The sequence below is a fragment of the Salmonella sp. SAL04157 genome (assembly GCF_046551635.1).
GTDB classification, from domain to species: Bacteria; Pseudomonadota; Gammaproteobacteria; order Enterobacterales; family Enterobacteriaceae; genus Salmonella; species Salmonella enterica.
In genome coordinates, this window is sequence record NZ_JBGDVS010000003.1 from 413,047 (window position 1) to 429,713 (window position 16,667).

A 16,667-nucleotide genomic window follows, 5' to 3' on the forward strand; every position below is an offset into this window, starting at 1 on the left:
ATAGTGACGCCGCCATCCGGTAAACATGCTGGATGACAAACAAAAAACCGGAGGCACTGCCTCCGGTTTTACTATTACCGATAATACGCGCGATTACGCGACGTCTTCGTACTGTGGAACCGGGTTGCGGAAGCTTTTAGTTACGCACGCCAGATAAATCAGCCCGATACCCGCCCAGATCAGGCCCAGTACCATTGAGCTCTCTTCCAGGTTAACCCACAACGCGCCAACCGTGAGCGCGCCGCACATGGGCAGGAACAGATACTGGAAGTGATCTTTCAACGTTTTATTACGCTTCTCACGGATCCAGAACTGCGAAATCACCGACAGGTTAACGAAGGTAAACGCGACCAGCGCACCAAAGTTAATCAGCGCCGTCGCCATCACCAGGTCAAAATTAATCGCCAGCAGCGCGATCGCCCCGACCAGGATGATGTTCATCGCTGGCGTACGCCATTTCGGATGAACGTAACCGAAGAAGCTTTTCGGGAATACGCCGTCACGCCCCATTACGTACATCAGGCGCGCTACGCCTGCATGCGCCGCCATACCGGAAGCCAGCACGGTGATAGTAGAGAAGATCAGCGCACCAACCTGGAAGGTTTTACCCGCCACGTACAGCATGATTTCCGGCTGAGACGCATCCGGATCTTTAAAGCGAGAGATATCCGGGAAGTACAATTGCAGGAAATAGGTTGCAAAGATGAAGATCAGGCCGCCAATCAGCGCGGTCAGGAAAATCGCACGCGGGATCACGCGTTCAGCATCTTTGGTCTCTTCCGACAGGTTACTGATGCCGTCAAAGCCGGTAAAGGAGAAGCACAGGATCGTCGCTCCCGTAATCATCGGGATAACGTGCGCATCGCCGGACCAGAACGGACGGGTGCTCGCCAGCGTACCGGCGCCTTCGCCTTCAAATACGCCATAAACCACCATGCCCAGAATGACCGCAATCAGCACCACCTGTAGCACTACAATCACGGTGTTGAAGTTAGCGACCGATTTGAGGCTGCGCAGGTTAAAGGCCGTCATAAAGGCCACCAGCGCCACGACAAACACCCATGACGGAATGGAGGGCACCAGCGCTTCAAAATAAATTTTCGCCAACAGAATGTTGATCATCGGCGCGAACAGATAATCGAGCAGAGAAGACCAACCCACCATAAAGCCAACAGTCGGGCTGATGGATTTCTGGGCGTAGGTGTACGCCGAACCCGCGGAAGGGTAGCGACGCACCAGTTTCCCGTAGCTCAACGCCGTAAACAGAATCGCGATTAACGCGAATGCATACGCCGTCGGTACGTGACCGTCAGTGAGGCCTGAAACGATACCAAATGTATCGAACAGCGTCATCGGCTGCATATAGGCAAGACCCATCATTACAACCGGAACTAACGTAAGCGTTTTACGTAATTCCACGCGAGAGGTGTTTGGAGTAACGTTATGCGACATGGTCATTCTCCTTTACGGCGAATGCCGTCGCGTAAGCAAAAAATTGCCCCATTTTCTGGATTCCTCAGCGACAACAACTGTCGATTTTTAAGTAAGTATCTATCCGGTACGAAGCCCGGCCTCTTGGTATTGAATGATGTGTTTGAAGCAAAAAAATAACCGACGCGTATTAAAACGTCGGTTAGTGTCATTTTTTGCAAGCGGCGTATTCTGCCCTAAATTGAAGTGAAATGACAAGAGAATGCGAGCGCGTTCAAAAAATTATTTTTCATAAGCGATTGATTTTTAAACCGGCGATTTTGCATACACCCCAGCAATAGCATTATTTGCTAAAATTTCATCCCGCCACCAGCCGCTGGCCAGCCCGGCGGTCTGTTCATTCCAGCCAACCCACACCGGTTCATAGACGGTTTGCGCCACAACTTTCTTCTCTATAAGCGCGCCGCTTTCCAAAAATCGCTGCGCCAGATAACGCGGTAAATAGCCGCATCCCAGGCCGCTAATTTGCAGCTCCAGCTTGGTTTTAAAATCAAACACGGTAATCGCTTCCTGAGCGTCGAGCAGTTCAGACCCTATTGATCGCGAGGAATGGACGCTATCGCCAACCACAATCGCGCGAAAACGTTTGATCGTCTGGCGGCTAAGCGGTTCCTCTTCATGAACCAGCGGATGATGCGGGGCGACAGCAAACACCAGTTCAAGATCGCCCAGTCTTGCAAAGCCAAAGCCGGTGTCAGGCGGCGGCGCGCGCATGGCGCCAACAATGATATCCGCCCTTCCCTGCGTCAGCGTCTCCCATGAACCGCCGAGAACGCCATTAACAAATTTAAGGCGCGTCACGCTGTGGCGTTGATAAAAAGCGTCGATAAGCGGGGCCAGAAGAGAAAAGGGAAAGGTATCATCCACACCGATGACCAGTTCGTTCTCCCAGCCTTCATGCAGTTTAATCGCCTGCTTTTCCAGCTCGCGAACGGTGTGCAGCACTTCACGGCCTTTTTCCAGTAGCATCTTACCGGTTCGCGTAAATCGCGCGCGATGCCCGCTACGGTCGAGCAGTTGGATATTAAGATCGTTTTCCAGCTTATGAACGGTATAACTGAGGGCGGACGGCGTTTTAAATAATTTTGCCGACGCCGCCGCGAAGCTGCCTTCTTTTTCTAACGCATCAAGAATAATCAGAACGTCCAGCAGTGGTTTCATACTCGTCCCCTTGCGCTATATGGCGACCACCTGCTGGACAGCGACTCACTCCATCGGCATCACCAGCGGATCGGGATATTGATATTCAAATCCCAGCTCATTACAAATCCGGCTACCGTCGATAATCTTCCCTTTGCCGTTGTCCGGTGCGTCACGAAAATGCGGCGGCGCCATTCCCAGCAAGCGCGTCATTTGCGGATAAAACACGTTGCGGGCTGGATGCGCCGGCGCACATATATTATAGATGTGCCCCCCTTTCGGCGCCTGTAGCAAGAGGGTAATTGCGCCAACCACGTCTTCAAGATGCACCAGATTGACCCCGTGTTGACCATCCGGCGCGGTTTTTCCAGCAAAGAAACGTCCGGGGTGGCGTCCAGGCCCGACCAACCCCGCCAGCCGCAGAATATCCACTGACGTGCCCGGCAGATTATGCAGCCAATCTTCCAGTTCCTTCAGGGTACGCCCGCTGGCCGTGACCGGATTACGCGGCGTATTCTCTTTCACCACGCCTTGCGCATCGCCGTAAACAGACGTCGAACTGGTAAAAATAATACGCGGGATACGATAAGCCAGCGCGCTGTCGACCAGTTCCTGCATCGCCTGCAGATAAAAATCCTCTCCCGGACCGCTACGGCGCGCGGGCAGTGTTATCACCAGCGCATCGACATCCAGCAGAGCGTCAAGATCGTCCGCCTCACAGACCAGCTCCGGCTCCAGACGCAGCGGATAGCTTTCAATTCCACTCATACGGGCCGCTTCCACCCCGTCAAGGGTGGTTTTGCTGCCGGTAACCTGCCAGCCTCTCGCTGCCAGCGACATTGCCAGCGGCATGCCTAACCAACCTAAACCGACAATTGCGACCTTTTTCATCCATTTTCTCCTGACTTTAACGCCTTATACATAAGGCTACGCCAGCCCGCCGTGACTGACAATTCATACTATAAATGCGAAATGAAAAAAGCGCTTGCTTTAAGGCGTAAAAGTGGTTTAGGTTAAAAGGTATCAAATGAATAAGCATTCATCGGAATTTTTATGACACGCGTTCAATTTAAACACCACCATCATCACCATCATCCTGACTAGTCTTTCAGGCGATGTGTGCTGGAAGACATTCAGATCTTCCAGTGGTGCATGAACGCATGAGAAAGCCCCCGGAAGATCATCTTCCGGGGGCTTTTTTTTTGGCGCGCGATACAGACCGGTTCAGACAGGATAAAGAGGAACGCAGAATGTTAGACAACACCCGCTTACGCATAGCTATTCAGAAATCAGGCCGTTTAAGCGATGATTCACGAGAATTGCTGGCCCGCTGCGGCATAAAAATTAATTTACACACTCAGCGCCTGATTGCGATGGCGGAAAACATGCCGATTGATATCCTGCGCGTGCGTGATGATGACATTCCGGGTCTGGTGATGGATGGCGTGGTCGATCTCGGCATTATCGGCGAGAACGTGCTGGAAGAAGAGCTACTCAACCGCCGCGCGCAGGGCGAAGATCCGCGCTATTTTACCCTGCGCCGTCTTGACTTCGGCGGCTGCCGTTTATCGCTGGCAACGCCGGTTGACGAAGCCTGGGACGGCCCGGCCGCGCTGGACGGTAAACGTATCGCTACCTCTTATCCGCACCTCCTCAAACGCTACCTCGACCAGAAAGGCGTCTCTTTTAAATCGTGTCTGTTAAATGGTTCTGTCGAAGTCGCGCCGCGCGCGGGGCTGGCCGACGCTATCTGCGATTTGGTCTCTACTGGCGCGACGCTTGAAGCTAACGGCCTGCGTGAAGTCGAAGTTATCTACCGCTCTAAAGCCTGTCTGATTCAGCGCGACGGTGAGATGGCACAGAGCAAGCAAGAGCTGATCGATAAATTGCTGACCCGTATTCAGGGCGTGATTCAGGCGCGCGAATCGAAATACATCATGATGCACGCGCCAAGTGAACGCCTGGAAGAGGTTATCGCCCTGCTGCCTGGCGCTGAAAGGCCGACAATCCTGCCGCTGGCGGGCGAGCAACAGCGCGTGGCGATGCACATGGTCAGCAGCGAAACGCTGTTCTGGGAAACCATGGAGAAACTGAAAGCGCTTGGCGCCAGCTCGATTCTGGTACTGCCGATCGAGAAGATGATGGAGTGATCTGACGCCTGATGGCGCTGCGCTTATCAGGCCTACGTAATGCGTTGATATTTTGGGTTCAGTAGGCCGGATAAGGCGGAACCCTGTGATGGAGTAAAGACCATGAGCTTCAATACCCTGATTGACTGGAACAGCTGTAGCCCTGAGCAGCAGCGTGCGCTGCTGACGCGTCCGGCGATTTCCGCCTCTGACAGTATTACCCGGACGGTCAGCGATATTCTGGATAATGTAAAAACGCGCGGTGACGATGCCCTGCGTGAATACAGCGCTAAATTTGATAAAACAGAAGTGACAGCGCTACGCATTACCCCTGAAGAGATCGCCGCCGCCGGCGCGCGTCTGAGCGACGAACTAAAACAGGCGATGGCCGCGGCCGTCAAAAATATTGAAACGTTCCATTCCGCGCAGACGCTACCGCCAGTAGATATAGAAACCCAGCCAGGCGTGCGTTGCCAGCAGGTTACGCGTCCCGTCGCGTCTGTCGGTCTGTATATTCCCGGCGGCTCGGCTCCGCTCTTCTCAACGGTGCTGATGCTGGCGACGCCGGCGCGCATTGCAGGATGTCAGAACGTGGTTCTGTGCTCGCCGCCGCCCATCGCTGATGAAATCCTCTATGCGGCGCAACTGTGTGGCGTACAGGAAATCTTTAACGTCGGCGGCGCGCAGGCGATTGCCGCTCTGGCCTTCGGCAGCGAGTCCGTACCGAAAGTGGATAAAATTTTTGGCCCCGGCAACGCCTTTGTAACCGAAGCCAAGCGTCAGGTCAGCCAGCGCCTCGACGGCGCGGCTATCGATATGCCAGCCGGGCCGTCTGAAGTACTGGTGATCGCCGACAGCGGCGCAACACCGGATTTCGTCGCTTCTGACCTGCTCTCCCAGGCTGAGCACGGTCCGGATTCGCAGGTGATCCTGCTGACGCCTGATGCTGACATTGCCCGCAAGGTGGCGGAGGCGGTAGAACGTCAACTGGCGGAGCTGCCGCGCGCGGACACCGCCCGGCAGGCCCTGAACGCCAGTCGTCTGATTGTGACCAAAGATTTAGCGCAGTGCGTCGCCATCTCTAATCAGTATGGGCCGGAACACTTAATTATCCAGACGCGCAATGCGCGCGATTTGGTGGATACGATTACCAGCGCAGGCTCGGTATTCCTCGGCGACTGGTCGCCGGAATCCGCCGGTGATTACGCTTCCGGAACCAACCATGTTTTACCGACCTATGGCTATACTGCTACCTGTTCCAGCCTTGGGTTAGCGGATTTCCAGAAACGGATGACCGTTCAGGAACTGTCGAAAGCGGGCTTTTCCGCTCTGGCATCAACCATTGAAACATTGGCGGCGGCAGAACGTCTGACCGCCCATAAAAATGCCGTGACCCTGCGCGTAAACGCCCTCAAGGAGCAAGCATGAGCACTGAAAACACTCTCAGCGTCGCTGACTTAGCCCGTGAAAATGTCCGCAACCTGGTACCGTATCAGTCCGCCCGCCGTCTGGGCGGTAACGGCGATGTCTGGCTGAACGCGAATGAATTCCCGACAGCGGTGGAGTTTCAGCTCACCCAACAAACGCTTAACCGCTACCCGGAATGCCAGCCAAAGGCCGTGATTGAAAACTACGCGCAATATGCTGGCGTAAAGCCGGAGCAGGTGCTGGTCAGCCGCGGCGCGGATGAAGGGATCGAGCTGGTGATCCGCGCCTTCTGCGAACCGGGGAAAGACGCCATTCTCTACTGTCCGCCCACTTACGGTATGTACAGCGTCAGCGCCGAAACTATTGGCGTAGAGCGCCGGACGGTTCCCGCGCTTGAAAACTGGCAGCTGGATCTACAGGGGATTTCCGACAACCTTGACGGCGCAAAAGTGGTGTTCGTTTGTAGCCCCAATAATCCTACCGGGCAACTTATCAACCCGCAGGATCTGCGCACGCTGCTGGAGTTGACACGCGGTAAAGCGATAGTCGTCGCCGACGAAGCTTATATTGAGTTTTGCCCACAGGCCACGCTGACAGGCTGGCTGGTTGAATATCCTCATCTGGTTATCCTACGCACATTGTCGAAAGCTTTTGCGCTGGCGGGTCTGCGCTGCGGCTTTACTCTGGCTAATGAAGAGGTGATCAACCTGCTGTTAAAAGTGATCGCCCCTTATCCGCTTTCTACGCCAGTGGCGGATATCGCCGCCCAGGCGCTGAGCCCGCAGGGAATAAACGCAATGCGCGATCGCGTGGCGCAGACAGTGCAGGAACGTCAGTATCTGGTGAATGCCCTGCAACAGACCGCCTGCGTAGAACACGTCTTTGACTCTGAAACCAACTATATTCTGGCGCGATTTACTGCCTCCAGCAGCGTGTTTAAATCCTTATGGGATCAGGGCATTATCTTACGCGATCAGAATAAACAACCTTCTTTAAGCGGCTGCCTGCGGATTACGGTCGGCACCCGCCAGGAAAACCAGCGCGTCATTGACGCCTTACGTGCGGAGCCAGTATGAGTCAGAAGTATCTTTTCATCGACCGGGACGGAACCTTAATTTCCGAACCGCCGAGCGATTTTCAGGTAGACCGCTTTGATAAACTGGCCTTTGAGCCAGAGGTGATTCCCGTATTGCTGAAACTGCAAAAAGCCGGTTTTAAGCTGGTGATGATCACTAACCAGGATGGACTTGGCACGAAAAGCTTCCCGCAGGCGGACTTCGACGGACCGCACAACCTGATGATGCAGATTTTCACTTCTCAGGGCGTATGCTTTGATGAGGTGCTGATCTGCCCTCATCTGCCCGCAGACGATTGCGACTGCCGCAAGCCCAAAGTGAAGCTGGTGGAGCGTTATCTTGCGGAACAAGCAATGGATAGCGCCAACAGCTATGTGATTGGCGATCGTGCAACCGATATCCAGCTCGCTGATAACATGGGCATTACTGGTTTACGCTATCACCGTGAAACGCTGAACTGGACGATGATTGGCGAACAGCTAACGAAACGCGATCGTTATGCGCATGTGGTCCGTAACACCAAAGAAACACAGATTGATGTCAGCGTCTGGCTGGATCGCGAAGGCAACAGCAAGATTAATACCGGCGTCGGCTTCTTTGACCATATGCTCGATCAAATCGCCACCCACGGCGGCTTTCGCATGGAGATTACCGTTAAGGGCGATCTCTATATCGACGATCACCACACGGTAGAAGATACCGGACTGGCGCTCGGTGAAGCATTAAAACTGGCACTCGGCGACAAGCGCGGTATCTGCCGTTTTGGCTTTGTACTGCCGATGGATGAATGTCTGGCGCGCTGCGCGCTGGATATTTCCGGTCGTCCGCATCTGGAATATAAAGCTGAATTTACCTACCAGCGTGTGGGCGATTTGAGCACAGAGATGATTGAACACTTTTTCCGCTCACTCTCTTACACGATGGGCGTCACTCTGCATCTCAAGACTAAGGGTAAGAACGATCACCACCGTGTCGAAAGTTTGTTTAAAGCCTTTGGTCGGACGCTACGCCAGGCTATTCGCGTGGAGGGCGATACATTACCGTCCTCGAAAGGAGTGCTGTGATGAACGTCGTCATCCTTGACACCGGCTGCGCCAATTTAAGCTCGGTAAAATCCGCCGTGGCGCGCCACGGTTACACCCCGGTGGTTAGCCGCGAAGCGGAAATCGTATTACGCGCTGACAAACTCTTTCTACCCGGCGTCGGCACGGCGCAGGCCGCTATGGATCAACTGCGCGAACGTGAACTGATCGACTTAATTAAAGCGTGTACTCAGCCGGTACTGGGTATCTGCTTAGGGATGCAACTGCTGGGTCGTCGCAGCGAAGAGACGCGCGGCGTGGATCTGCTGAACATTATCGAACAAGACGTGCCGAAAATGACCGACTTTGGTCTGCCGCTGCCGCACATGGGCTGGAATCGTGTGTATCCGCAGGCGGGCAATCGGCTGTTTCAGGGCATTGAAGATGGCGCCTATTTTTACTTTGTTCACAGCTACGCGATGCCGGTCAACCCGTGGACTATCGCCCAGTGCAATTACGGCGAGCCGTTTACCGCGGCGGTACAGAAAGATAATTTCTTCGGCGTACAGTTCCATCCGGAACGTTCGGGCGCGGCGGGCGCACAGTTGCTGAAAAACTTCCTGGAGATGTAATGATTATTCCGGCATTAGATTTAATTGACGGCACCGTGGTGCGTCTCCATCAGGGCGACTACGCCCGCCAGCGGGATTACGGTAACGATCCCCTACCCCGTTTGCAGGATTACGCCGCCCAGGGCGCCGGGGTGCTGCATCTGGTAGATCTGACCGGCGCTAAAGATCCGGCGAAGCGACAGATACCGCTGATTAAAACCCTGGTCGCGGGCGTGAACGTGCCTGTTCAGGTCGGCGGCGGCGTGCGTACCGAAGAAGACGTTGCGGCATTACTGAAAGCTGGCGTTGCCCGTGTGGTCATCGGTTCAACGGCGGTGAAATCCCCTGACGTGGTGAAAGGCTGGTTTGAACGTTTTGGTGCGCAGGCGCTGGTGCTGGCGCTGGACGTTCGCATAGACGAACACGGCACCAAGCAGGTGGCGGTTAGCGGCTGGCAGGAAAATTCCGGCGTCTCGCTGGAACAACTGGTGGAGACCTATCTCCCTGTCGGCCTGAAACATGTACTGTGTACCGATATTTCTCGCGACGGCACGCTGGCGGGCTCTAACGTGTCGCTGTACGAAGAAGTATGCGCCAGATATCCGCAGATCGCCTTTCAATCCTCCGGCGGTATTGGCGATATCGATGATATTGCCGCCCTGCGCGGCACCGGCGTGCGCGGCGTGATTGTCGGGCGCGCGCTGTTAGAAGGGAAATTTACCGTTAAGGAGGCCATTCAATGCTGGCAAAACGTATAATTCCGTGTCTGGATGTTCGTGATGGTCAGGTGGTGAAAGGCGTACAGTTTCGCAACCATGAGATCATTGGCGATATCGTTCCGCTGGCCAAACGCTATGCCGACGAAGGCGCGGACGAACTGGTGTTCTATGACATTACCGCCTCCAGCGATGGCCGCGTAGTCGATAAAAGCTGGGTGGCGCGCGTTGCCGAGGTGATCGACATTCCGTTTTGTGTAGCGGGTGGTATCCGGTCAATTGACGACGCCGCCAAAATTCTTTCTTTCGGGGCGGATAAGATCTCTATCAACTCCCCAGCGCTGGCTGACCCAACGCTGATTACCCGTCTGGCTGACCGTTTTGGCGTACAGTGCATTGTCGTCGGGATTGATACCTGGTTTGACGACGCCACGGGGAAATATCATGTTAACCAGTATACCGGCGATGAAAACCGTACCCGCGTGACGCAGTGGGAGACGCTGGATTGGGTGCAAGAGGTACAACAGCGCGGCGCGGGGGAAATCGTCCTGAATATGATGAACCAGGACGGCGTGCGTAACGGTTACGATCTGACGCAGTTGAAAAAAGTCCGTGACGTTTGCCGCGTGCCGCTGATCGCCTCCGGCGGCGCGGGCACGATGGAACACTTTCTTGAGGCATTCCGTGATGCCGATGTCGACGGCGCGCTTGCCGCCTCCGTTTTTCACAAGCAAATCATCAATATTGGCGAATTAAAAGCGTACCTGGCAGGCCAGGGCGTGGAGATCAGGATATGTTAACAGAGCAACAACGCCGCGAGCTGGACTGGGAAAAAACCGATGGCCTGATGCCAGCCATCGTGCAACATGCGGTATCCGGCGAAGTATTGATGCTGGGCTATATGACCCCACAAGCGCTGGACAAAACCATTGAATCCGGCCATGTCACGTTCTTCTCACGCACGAAACAGCGTTTATGGACCAAAGGCGAAACCTCAGGCCATGTGCTGAATGTCGTCAGCATTGCGCCGGATTGCGACAACGATACACTGCTGGTGCTGGCAAACCCTGTCGGGCCGACCTGCCACAAAGGTACCAGCAGCTGCTTTGGCGACGCCAGCCATCAATGGTTATTCCTGTATCAACTGGAGCAGCTACTGGCAGAGCGCAAAACCGCCGATCCGGCCAGCTCTTACACGGCGAAACTGTACGCCAGCGGTACTAAACGTATTGCGCAAAAAGTTGGCGAAGAAGGTGTAGAAACCGCGCTGGCGGCCACCGTCAATGATCGTTTTGAATTAACCAATGAAGCGTCTGATTTGATGTACCACCTGCTGGTGCTGTTGCAGGATCAGGATCTCAACCTCACCACCGTGATCGACAATCTTCGTAAGCGTCATCAATAAGCGTAAAAAACCGGGCAATGCCCGGTTTTTTAATGAGAAATTTTACCTTTCGAAGCCGACCACCATCCGGCAAAGAAGCTTACAAGGCTTTTGGCTTATAGCTACGTAGCGCATTACGCCCCAGCACAATCCCGGCGCCGATCATCCCGCCCAGCAACACAGCCAGCACGAGGGTAATGGCTTTTTTCGGGCTATCGCGACGGACCGGCAGCGTCGGCTTCATCACATAACGATAGACGTGCACCGTATCGGCAGTCACTTTCAGATTTTTAATGTCCAGCAGTGTCTGCTTCGTCTGGTAATAGGCCGGAGAAAAGACCAGTGGACGCGTCGCTTCGTTCTGTATCATCGATTTTAGCGCATCGCTCCCCAACAGGAACATCGTGTCCTGGGTAACATCCTGGGTTTGCTGAATCTGCGGCTGCGTGATTTTGGCCTCATCCGCATAGCGCAACGCTTCTTCGATTTGCTTAATACGCAGATCTTTTTGTTCCTGCGCCACAACTTCCTGCGTCTCAAGAGACTCCTGCAACGTTTTGGTTTGCAGCGTGATGTTATCTTTCAGGTCAACTTCCAGTTCCTTAGCGACCTCTTCATCCACCTGTTGGATATATTCCGCCAGCCGACGCTGCGCCCCTTCAGCGGTAGTACTCACATAAGAAACCGAGAGTGGCAGCGCCTGCCCCTTTACCGACTGTTCAATGGTGAGCTTTTCCCGCTCTTTCTGATTATCCAGCGCTTCCGATAATGCGGAAAACGCAGAGCTAAAGCGGCTTATAAAATTCGCCTGCACTTCAGAGATTTTGGGAGCATTCCCGCCATACAAGACGTTGAGCGCGTTGGTATAGGTGGCAACCTGCGCGGCATCAGGTTGGGTAATAATCGCCGTGGATGTCCATTTTTCTTTGGCTATCATCAGGTAGCCTACGGCCAGCAAAATGGCGATAACAACGGCTACAATAATGGTCATCTTCCCACGCCATAACTGTAGCAATAACTCAATCAAATCAATCTGTTCCGGATCGTTCCCACGCCCGGAAGACGTATTACTATCCACTGTCATAGATACCCTAACTAAAAAAAGGATGAAGCTGGAGACAGTGTAGTCATAAAGCAAATATATGCCATAGGATTAATGATAAAAATCAGACATTATTTCCATTTGGTCAATAAATCATCGGGACTCATCAGCCCCGATTGCCTTATTAATCACTACCGAAAAGATCGCGGGTATACACTTTTTCAGCGACATCCAAAAGCTCTGCCGCCATCCTGTTGGAAATAATGACATCCGCCTGCTGTTTAAAGCAGTGCAAATCACGCTCAAGGCGAGAGTTGAAAAAAGTATCTTCTTCCATTACCGGCTCATAGATAATGACCTCTACGCCTTTCGCTTTAATACGTTTCATAATCCCCTGAATCGATGAGGCGCGGAAGTTATCGGAGCCACTCTTCATAATCAGGCGATAAATGCCCACCACTTTAGGCTTTCTGGCGAGGATAGCGTCGGCAATAAAATCTTTACGCGTACGGTTTGCTTCAACGATAGCGGAGATAATATTATTAGGCACCGACTGATAATTAGCCAGCAACTGTTTGGTATCTTTTGGCAAACAATATCCGCCATAACCAAAAGAGGGATTATTATAATGATTGCCAATACGCGGGTCGAGGCATACCCCTTCAATAATTTGTCGGGTATTTAACCCTAACGTTTCAGCATAGCTGTCTAATTCATTAAAATAAGCGACTCGCATAGCGAGATAAGTATTGGCGAAAAGTTTAATGGCTTCCGCTTCAGTGGAGTCCGTAAACAGCGTCGGAATCTCCTGTTTAATAGCGCCTTCCTGGAGTAATGTGGCAAATTCTCTGGCGCGCTCAGACTGTTCCCCAATCACGATACGGGAAGGATAAAGGTTATCGTAAAGGGCCTTACCTTCACGTAAAAACTCCGGAGAGAAAATGATATTTTCTGTCGCAAACTTCTGCCGCATTGCTGCCGTGAAGCCAACCGGCACCGTAGACTTAATAATCATCACGGCTGCGGGGTTGAAGCTGATCACATCCTGAATGACCGATTCCACACTGGACGTATCAAAATAGTTGGTTTTGGGATCGTAATCCGTAGGCGTAGCAATGATGACGTAATCTGCATTCTGGTACGCATCAAACTTATCCAGCGTTGCCCTGAATCTGATGTTATCTTCCTTTAAAAATTGCTGAATTTCTTTATCAACAATCGGAGATATCCGATCATTTAACAGTTCAACACGGGAAGGAACAATGTCTAATGCCACCACATCATGATGTTGTGCAATAAGCAAACCATTAGACAAGCCAACATAACCCGTCCCGGATATCGTGATTTTCATTATTCGCTCTCAGAATTAACTTAATTATGAATCATGATGTATTTCGCATCCTGATAAGATATTAAAGTTTTAACGCCTGAGTATATAAAGTGCAACGCAGACGAAAACAATTCAGATTATCTTCATTACGATAAACACAGATTATTAAGTTAATATTAAGTAAAAGCGATAAATCAATAAGAATAGAGATAAAAAAAAGCCCGGTATTAAACCGGGCTTAAACATTTTTGCAGAAATTACTCCAACCATTCGGTATGGAAAATGCCTTCTTTATCAGTACGTTTATAGGTGTGCGCACCAAAGTAGTCACGCTGCGCCTGAATTAAGTTAGCTGGCAGTACTGCGGCGCGATAGCTGTCATAGTAGGCCACTGCCGCAGAGAATGTCGGCACCGGAATGCCGTTCTGCACCGCGTAAGCCACAACATCACGCAGCGCCTGCTGGTACTCATCAGCAATTTTCTTGAAGTAAGGCGCTAACAGCAAATTGGCAATACCAGCGTTTTCTGCGTAAGCATCGGTGATTTTCTGCAGGAACTGAGCGCGAATGATACAACCCGCACGGAAAATCTTAGCAATCTCGCCGTAGTTGAGATCCCAGTGATATTCATCAGACGCGGCGCGTAGCTGCGAGAAGCCCTGCGCATAGGAGACGATCTTGCCAAGATACAGCGCGCGACGCACTTTCTCGATAAATTCCGCTTTGTCGCCTGCCGGTTGCGCTTTCGGCCCGGAGAGCACTTTAGATGCGGCAACACGTTGCGCTTTCAACGAAGAGATGTAACGCGCAAAGACAGATTCGGTAATCAGCGACAGCGGTTCGCCCAGATCCAGCGCGCTCTGGCTGGTCCATTTACCGGTCCCTTTGTTGGCGGCTTCATCAAGAATGACATCCACCAGGTAATTACCGTCTTCATCTTTTTTAGTGAAGATGTCTTTAGTGATGTCGATCAGATAACTGCTCAGCTCGCCGTTATTCCACTCAGTAAAAGTGTTCGCCAACTCTTCATTGCTGAGGTTCAGGCCGCCTTTCAGCAGGGAGTAAGCTTCAGCGATAAGCTGCATATCGCCATATTCAATACCATTGTGGACCATCTTGACGTAGTGACCCGCACCATCGGCGCCGATATAGGTCACGCACGGTTCGCCATCTTCCGCCACAGCAGCAATCTTCGTCAGGATCGGCGCCACCAGTTCATAGGCATCTTTCTGACCGCCAGGCATGATAGATGGCCCTTTCAGCGCGCCCTCTTCACCACCGGAAACACCGGTACCGATAAAGTTAAAACCTTCCGCAGACAGCTCACGATTGCGACGGATTGTGTCCTGGAAGAAGGTGTTACCGCCATCAATAATGATATCGCCTTTTTCCAGATACGGTTTCAGCGAATCGATAGCTGCATCAGTACCTGCGCCCGCTTTCACCATTAACAGGATACGACGAGGCGTTTCGAGGGATTCAACAAACTCTTTCACCGTGTAATAAGGCACCAGCTTTTTGCCGGGATTCTCGGCAATCACTTCTTCGGTCTTTTCACGGGAGCGGTTGAAAACGGAGACGGTATAACCACGGCTTTCGATGTTGAGCGCGAGGTTGCGCCCCATCACTGCCATACCGACGACGCCGATCTGTTGCTTGGACATTACATACTCCTGTCAGGTGTGGAAACCCTGCCACAAACGGTCATGGCAGGTTAAAGGTGAATAGTATGTTAACTCAAAGGTATGATATTAAGGTAGCGATTGATGCGTTCAGATTTTACGCAGGCTATTTTATACAATTATTATTCAGTACTTCTCGGTAAGCTTAATACGCACCATCTCGCCGCAAAACAACTTTCGCTGTTTTAAACAGAATGGCAATATCATTCCAAAGCGTCCAGTTTTTAACATACCAGGAATCAAAATAAACACGAGTGTCATAATCAACATCATTACGCCCACTCACTTGCCATAGACCTGTCATGCCCGGCTTTGCCATCAAATAATAATCAACATCATCACAATAACGCTCCAGTTCATCCGAAACGATAGGTCGTGGTCCAACCAGGCTCATATCACCTTTTAGTACATTAAAAAGTTGTGGCAACTCATCAAGGCTAGTTTTACGTATAAATCGACCTACAGCTGTGATTCGAGGATCATTTTTCAGTTTAAAATCTTTTTCCCATTCAGCCCTGGCAATAGGATCGTTAGCCAAAAGTTCTTTTAGTACCTCTTGAGAATTCATAACCATAGAACGAAATTTATAGCATGGAAAAAGTTTTCCATGCCGACCTACTCGCTGATGACCATAAATAGCCGGACCACCATCTCGAGTAACTTTATACCACAGATAAATCATAAGTGGTGATGCAATTATAAGAATCATTATTGAACAAACAATATCAAATGTCCGTTTGAGAAAACGGGACGACCTTTTAGCCAAGTTATTTTGTATCCTTAATAACATAACTTCATGGCTAAAGATAAAAGACATATCAGTATTATATAATGGCAATCCTCTAAACGAGGGGACTACAGTAACAGAACGACAATGATGTTTTGAAAGTTCACGTAGCCAAAAATGTGTTTTCTCCAACTCGGTGTATTCATAAGCAAGGATATAATGGACATCACCTGTACGATTTAAATCCCAAATAATCTCAGTATCCTTTATCACCGGCAACATATTTATTTCAGCATCTGACGCATCCGTATCAAAAAAAGCGATAACATCAAACCCCATCATCTCCTCACTTTGCAGCGCAGAATATGCACCACGAGCATTCTGTCCGCTCCCCAGGATGATAGTTTTTTTCTTCCAGATACCTAGCTTGTTCAATAAATGCTTTGTAAGTGCGCGAAAAAAAGGCACCAGGATTATAGCAAAAGTCCAACAAAACACCCAGACATAGCGTGAAAACTGCCATTTTGTAAACGCTATCAGAGCCAAATCAAATATAGCAAAAATAACGATCGTACGAAAAATTTCTTTTAACTCATACCAAAATGGCTTGCGGTATGTATAATGTCGCAAACGAATCCAAAACCAACCGACACATACTACTGACAAAATAAAATGTGTAATAACTCTTGTATCTAATTGGTCTTGAGGAATAAATCGCTGTACTTGATCAAAAATAAAATAGACACATCCTAATGAAAACCATAAGGCTAAATTAAAAAAAATCAAATCCGATATAGCCAAAAAAATTTTACATAGCTGTGGATTATACTTATTATCAATATTATCCATTTAATCCTCACCCTCTGACCGTGCATAATGTAAATAAAAT

Annotated in this window: 17 protein-coding genes and 1 other annotated feature; of the genes, 9 read left to right on the forward strand and 8 right to left on the reverse strand. The window is 51.1% G+C overall.

The window, feature by feature from the left end; all coding sequences use genetic code 11:
- Nucleotides 1-93: 93 nt before the first annotated feature.
- From plaP to ACLJRE_RS09020, 4 genes are all read right to left on the reverse strand, one after another.
- The gene (plaP, locus tag ACLJRE_RS09005; protein ID WP_001519005.1) at nucleotides 94-1,452 is read right to left on the reverse strand and encodes a putrescine/proton symporter PlaP; all 1,359 of its coding nucleotides are present in this window, start codon (nucleotides 1,450-1,452) and stop codon (nucleotides 94-96) included.
- Nucleotides 1,442-1,504, reverse strand: coding sequence for a membrane protein YoeI (yoeI, locus tag ACLJRE_RS09010; protein ID WP_096335044.1), 63 nt, complete (start codon nucleotides 1,502-1,504; stop codon nucleotides 1,442-1,444). The genes plaP and yoeI overlap by 11 nt, the downstream gene beginning before the upstream one ends.
- Nucleotides 1,505-1,737: 233 nt before the next feature.
- The gene (locus ACLJRE_RS09015) at nucleotides 1,738-2,652 is read right to left on the reverse strand and encodes a LysR family transcriptional regulator (protein ID WP_023212535.1); all 915 of its coding nucleotides are present in this window, start codon (nucleotides 2,650-2,652) and stop codon (nucleotides 1,738-1,740) included.
- A 45-nt stretch (nucleotides 2,653-2,697) separates the two neighbouring features.
- Nucleotides 2,698-3,522: an SDR family oxidoreductase gene (locus ACLJRE_RS09020; RefSeq protein WP_000754712.1), complete on the reverse strand. Its 825-nt coding sequence runs from the start codon at nucleotides 3,520-3,522 to the stop codon at nucleotides 2,698-2,700.
- 162 nt (nucleotides 3,523-3,684) lie between these two features.
- Between ACLJRE_RS09020 and hisL the strand changes: the two genes are divergently transcribed.
- The 9 genes from hisL (at nucleotide 3,685) to hisIE (ending at nucleotide 11,018) form a co-directional block, all read left to right on the forward strand.
- The gene (gene hisL / locus ACLJRE_RS09025) at nucleotides 3,685-3,735 is read left to right on the forward strand and encodes a his operon leader peptide (protein ID WP_001364200.1); all 51 of its coding nucleotides are present in this window, start codon (nucleotides 3,685-3,687) and stop codon (nucleotides 3,733-3,735) included.
- Nucleotides 3,711-3,834 (forward strand) — a sequence feature (His leader region). (Overlaps the previous gene by 25 nt.)
- Nucleotides 3,835-3,881: 47 nt before the next feature.
- Nucleotides 3,882-4,781 (forward strand): ATP phosphoribosyltransferase, encoded by a 900-nt coding sequence (hisG, locus tag ACLJRE_RS09030; protein WP_000886599.1) that lies wholly within the window; start codon nucleotides 3,882-3,884, stop codon nucleotides 4,779-4,781.
- Between the two features lie 102 nt (nucleotides 4,782-4,883).
- Complete coding sequence (gene hisD / locus ACLJRE_RS09035) at nucleotides 4,884-6,188, forward strand: histidinol dehydrogenase (RefSeq protein WP_023212536.1); 1,305 nt, start codon at nucleotides 4,884-4,886, stop codon at nucleotides 6,186-6,188.
- The gene (gene hisC, locus ACLJRE_RS09040) at nucleotides 6,185-7,264 is read left to right on the forward strand and encodes a histidinol-phosphate transaminase (protein ID WP_000102710.1); all 1,080 of its coding nucleotides are present in this window, start codon (nucleotides 6,185-6,187) and stop codon (nucleotides 7,262-7,264) included. The genes hisD and hisC overlap by 4 nt, the downstream gene beginning before the upstream one ends.
- Nucleotides 7,261-8,328, forward strand: coding sequence for a bifunctional histidinol-phosphatase/imidazoleglycerol-phosphate dehydratase HisB (hisB, locus tag ACLJRE_RS09045; protein ID WP_023212537.1), 1,068 nt, complete (start codon nucleotides 7,261-7,263; stop codon nucleotides 8,326-8,328). The genes hisC and hisB overlap by 4 nt, the downstream gene beginning before the upstream one ends.
- Nucleotides 8,328-8,918 (forward strand): imidazole glycerol phosphate synthase subunit HisH, encoded by a 591-nt coding sequence (hisH, locus tag ACLJRE_RS09050; protein ID WP_001103591.1) that lies wholly within the window; start codon nucleotides 8,328-8,330, stop codon nucleotides 8,916-8,918. The genes hisB and hisH overlap by 1 nt, the downstream gene beginning before the upstream one ends.
- On the forward strand, nucleotides 8,918-9,655 hold the full coding sequence (gene hisA / locus ACLJRE_RS09055; protein ID WP_000586409.1) for a 1-(5-phosphoribosyl)-5-[(5-phosphoribosylamino)methylideneamino]imidazole-4-carboxamide isomerase: 738 nt from the start codon (nucleotides 8,918-8,920) through the stop codon (nucleotides 9,653-9,655). Before hisH ends, hisA begins: the two co-directional genes overlap by 1 nt.
- On the forward strand, nucleotides 9,637-10,413 hold the full coding sequence (gene hisF / locus ACLJRE_RS09060) for an imidazole glycerol phosphate synthase subunit HisF (protein WP_000880125.1): 777 nt from the start codon (nucleotides 9,637-9,639) through the stop codon (nucleotides 10,411-10,413). Before hisA ends, hisF begins: the two co-directional genes overlap by 19 nt.
- Nucleotides 10,407-11,018, forward strand: coding sequence for a bifunctional phosphoribosyl-AMP cyclohydrolase/phosphoribosyl-ATP diphosphatase HisIE (gene hisIE / locus ACLJRE_RS09065; RefSeq protein ID WP_023212538.1), 612 nt, complete (start codon nucleotides 10,407-10,409; stop codon nucleotides 11,016-11,018). The genes hisF and hisIE overlap by 7 nt, the downstream gene beginning before the upstream one ends.
- A 79-nt stretch (nucleotides 11,019-11,097) precedes the next feature.
- Here hisIE and wzzB read toward each other — a convergent pair whose 3' ends face one another.
- The 4 genes from wzzB to ACLJRE_RS09085 all read right to left on the reverse strand — a co-directional run bounded on the left by wzzB (nucleotide 11,098) and on the right by ACLJRE_RS09085 (nucleotide 16,627).
- Entirely contained in the window at nucleotides 11,098-12,081 is a 984-nt protein-coding gene (wzzB, locus tag ACLJRE_RS09070) for an LPS O-antigen chain length determinant protein WzzB (RefSeq protein WP_000215265.1), read from the reverse strand.
- Nucleotides 12,082-12,223: 142 nt separating this feature from the next.
- On the reverse strand, nucleotides 12,224-13,390 hold the full coding sequence (ugd, locus tag ACLJRE_RS09075; protein WP_023212539.1) for a UDP-glucose 6-dehydrogenase: 1,167 nt from the start codon (nucleotides 13,388-13,390) through the stop codon (nucleotides 12,224-12,226).
- A 236-nt stretch (nucleotides 13,391-13,626) separates the two neighbouring features.
- The gene (gene gndA / locus ACLJRE_RS09080; protein ID WP_000043532.1) at nucleotides 13,627-15,033 is read right to left on the reverse strand and encodes an NADP-dependent phosphogluconate dehydrogenase; all 1,407 of its coding nucleotides are present in this window, start codon (nucleotides 15,031-15,033) and stop codon (nucleotides 13,627-13,629) included.
- A 163-nt stretch (nucleotides 15,034-15,196) separates the two neighbouring features.
- Nucleotides 15,197-16,627 (reverse strand): undecaprenyl-phosphate galactose phosphotransferase, encoded by a 1,431-nt coding sequence (locus ACLJRE_RS09085; RefSeq protein ID WP_000368703.1) that lies wholly within the window; start codon nucleotides 16,625-16,627, stop codon nucleotides 15,197-15,199.
- Nucleotides 16,628-16,667 lie beyond the last annotated feature (40 nt).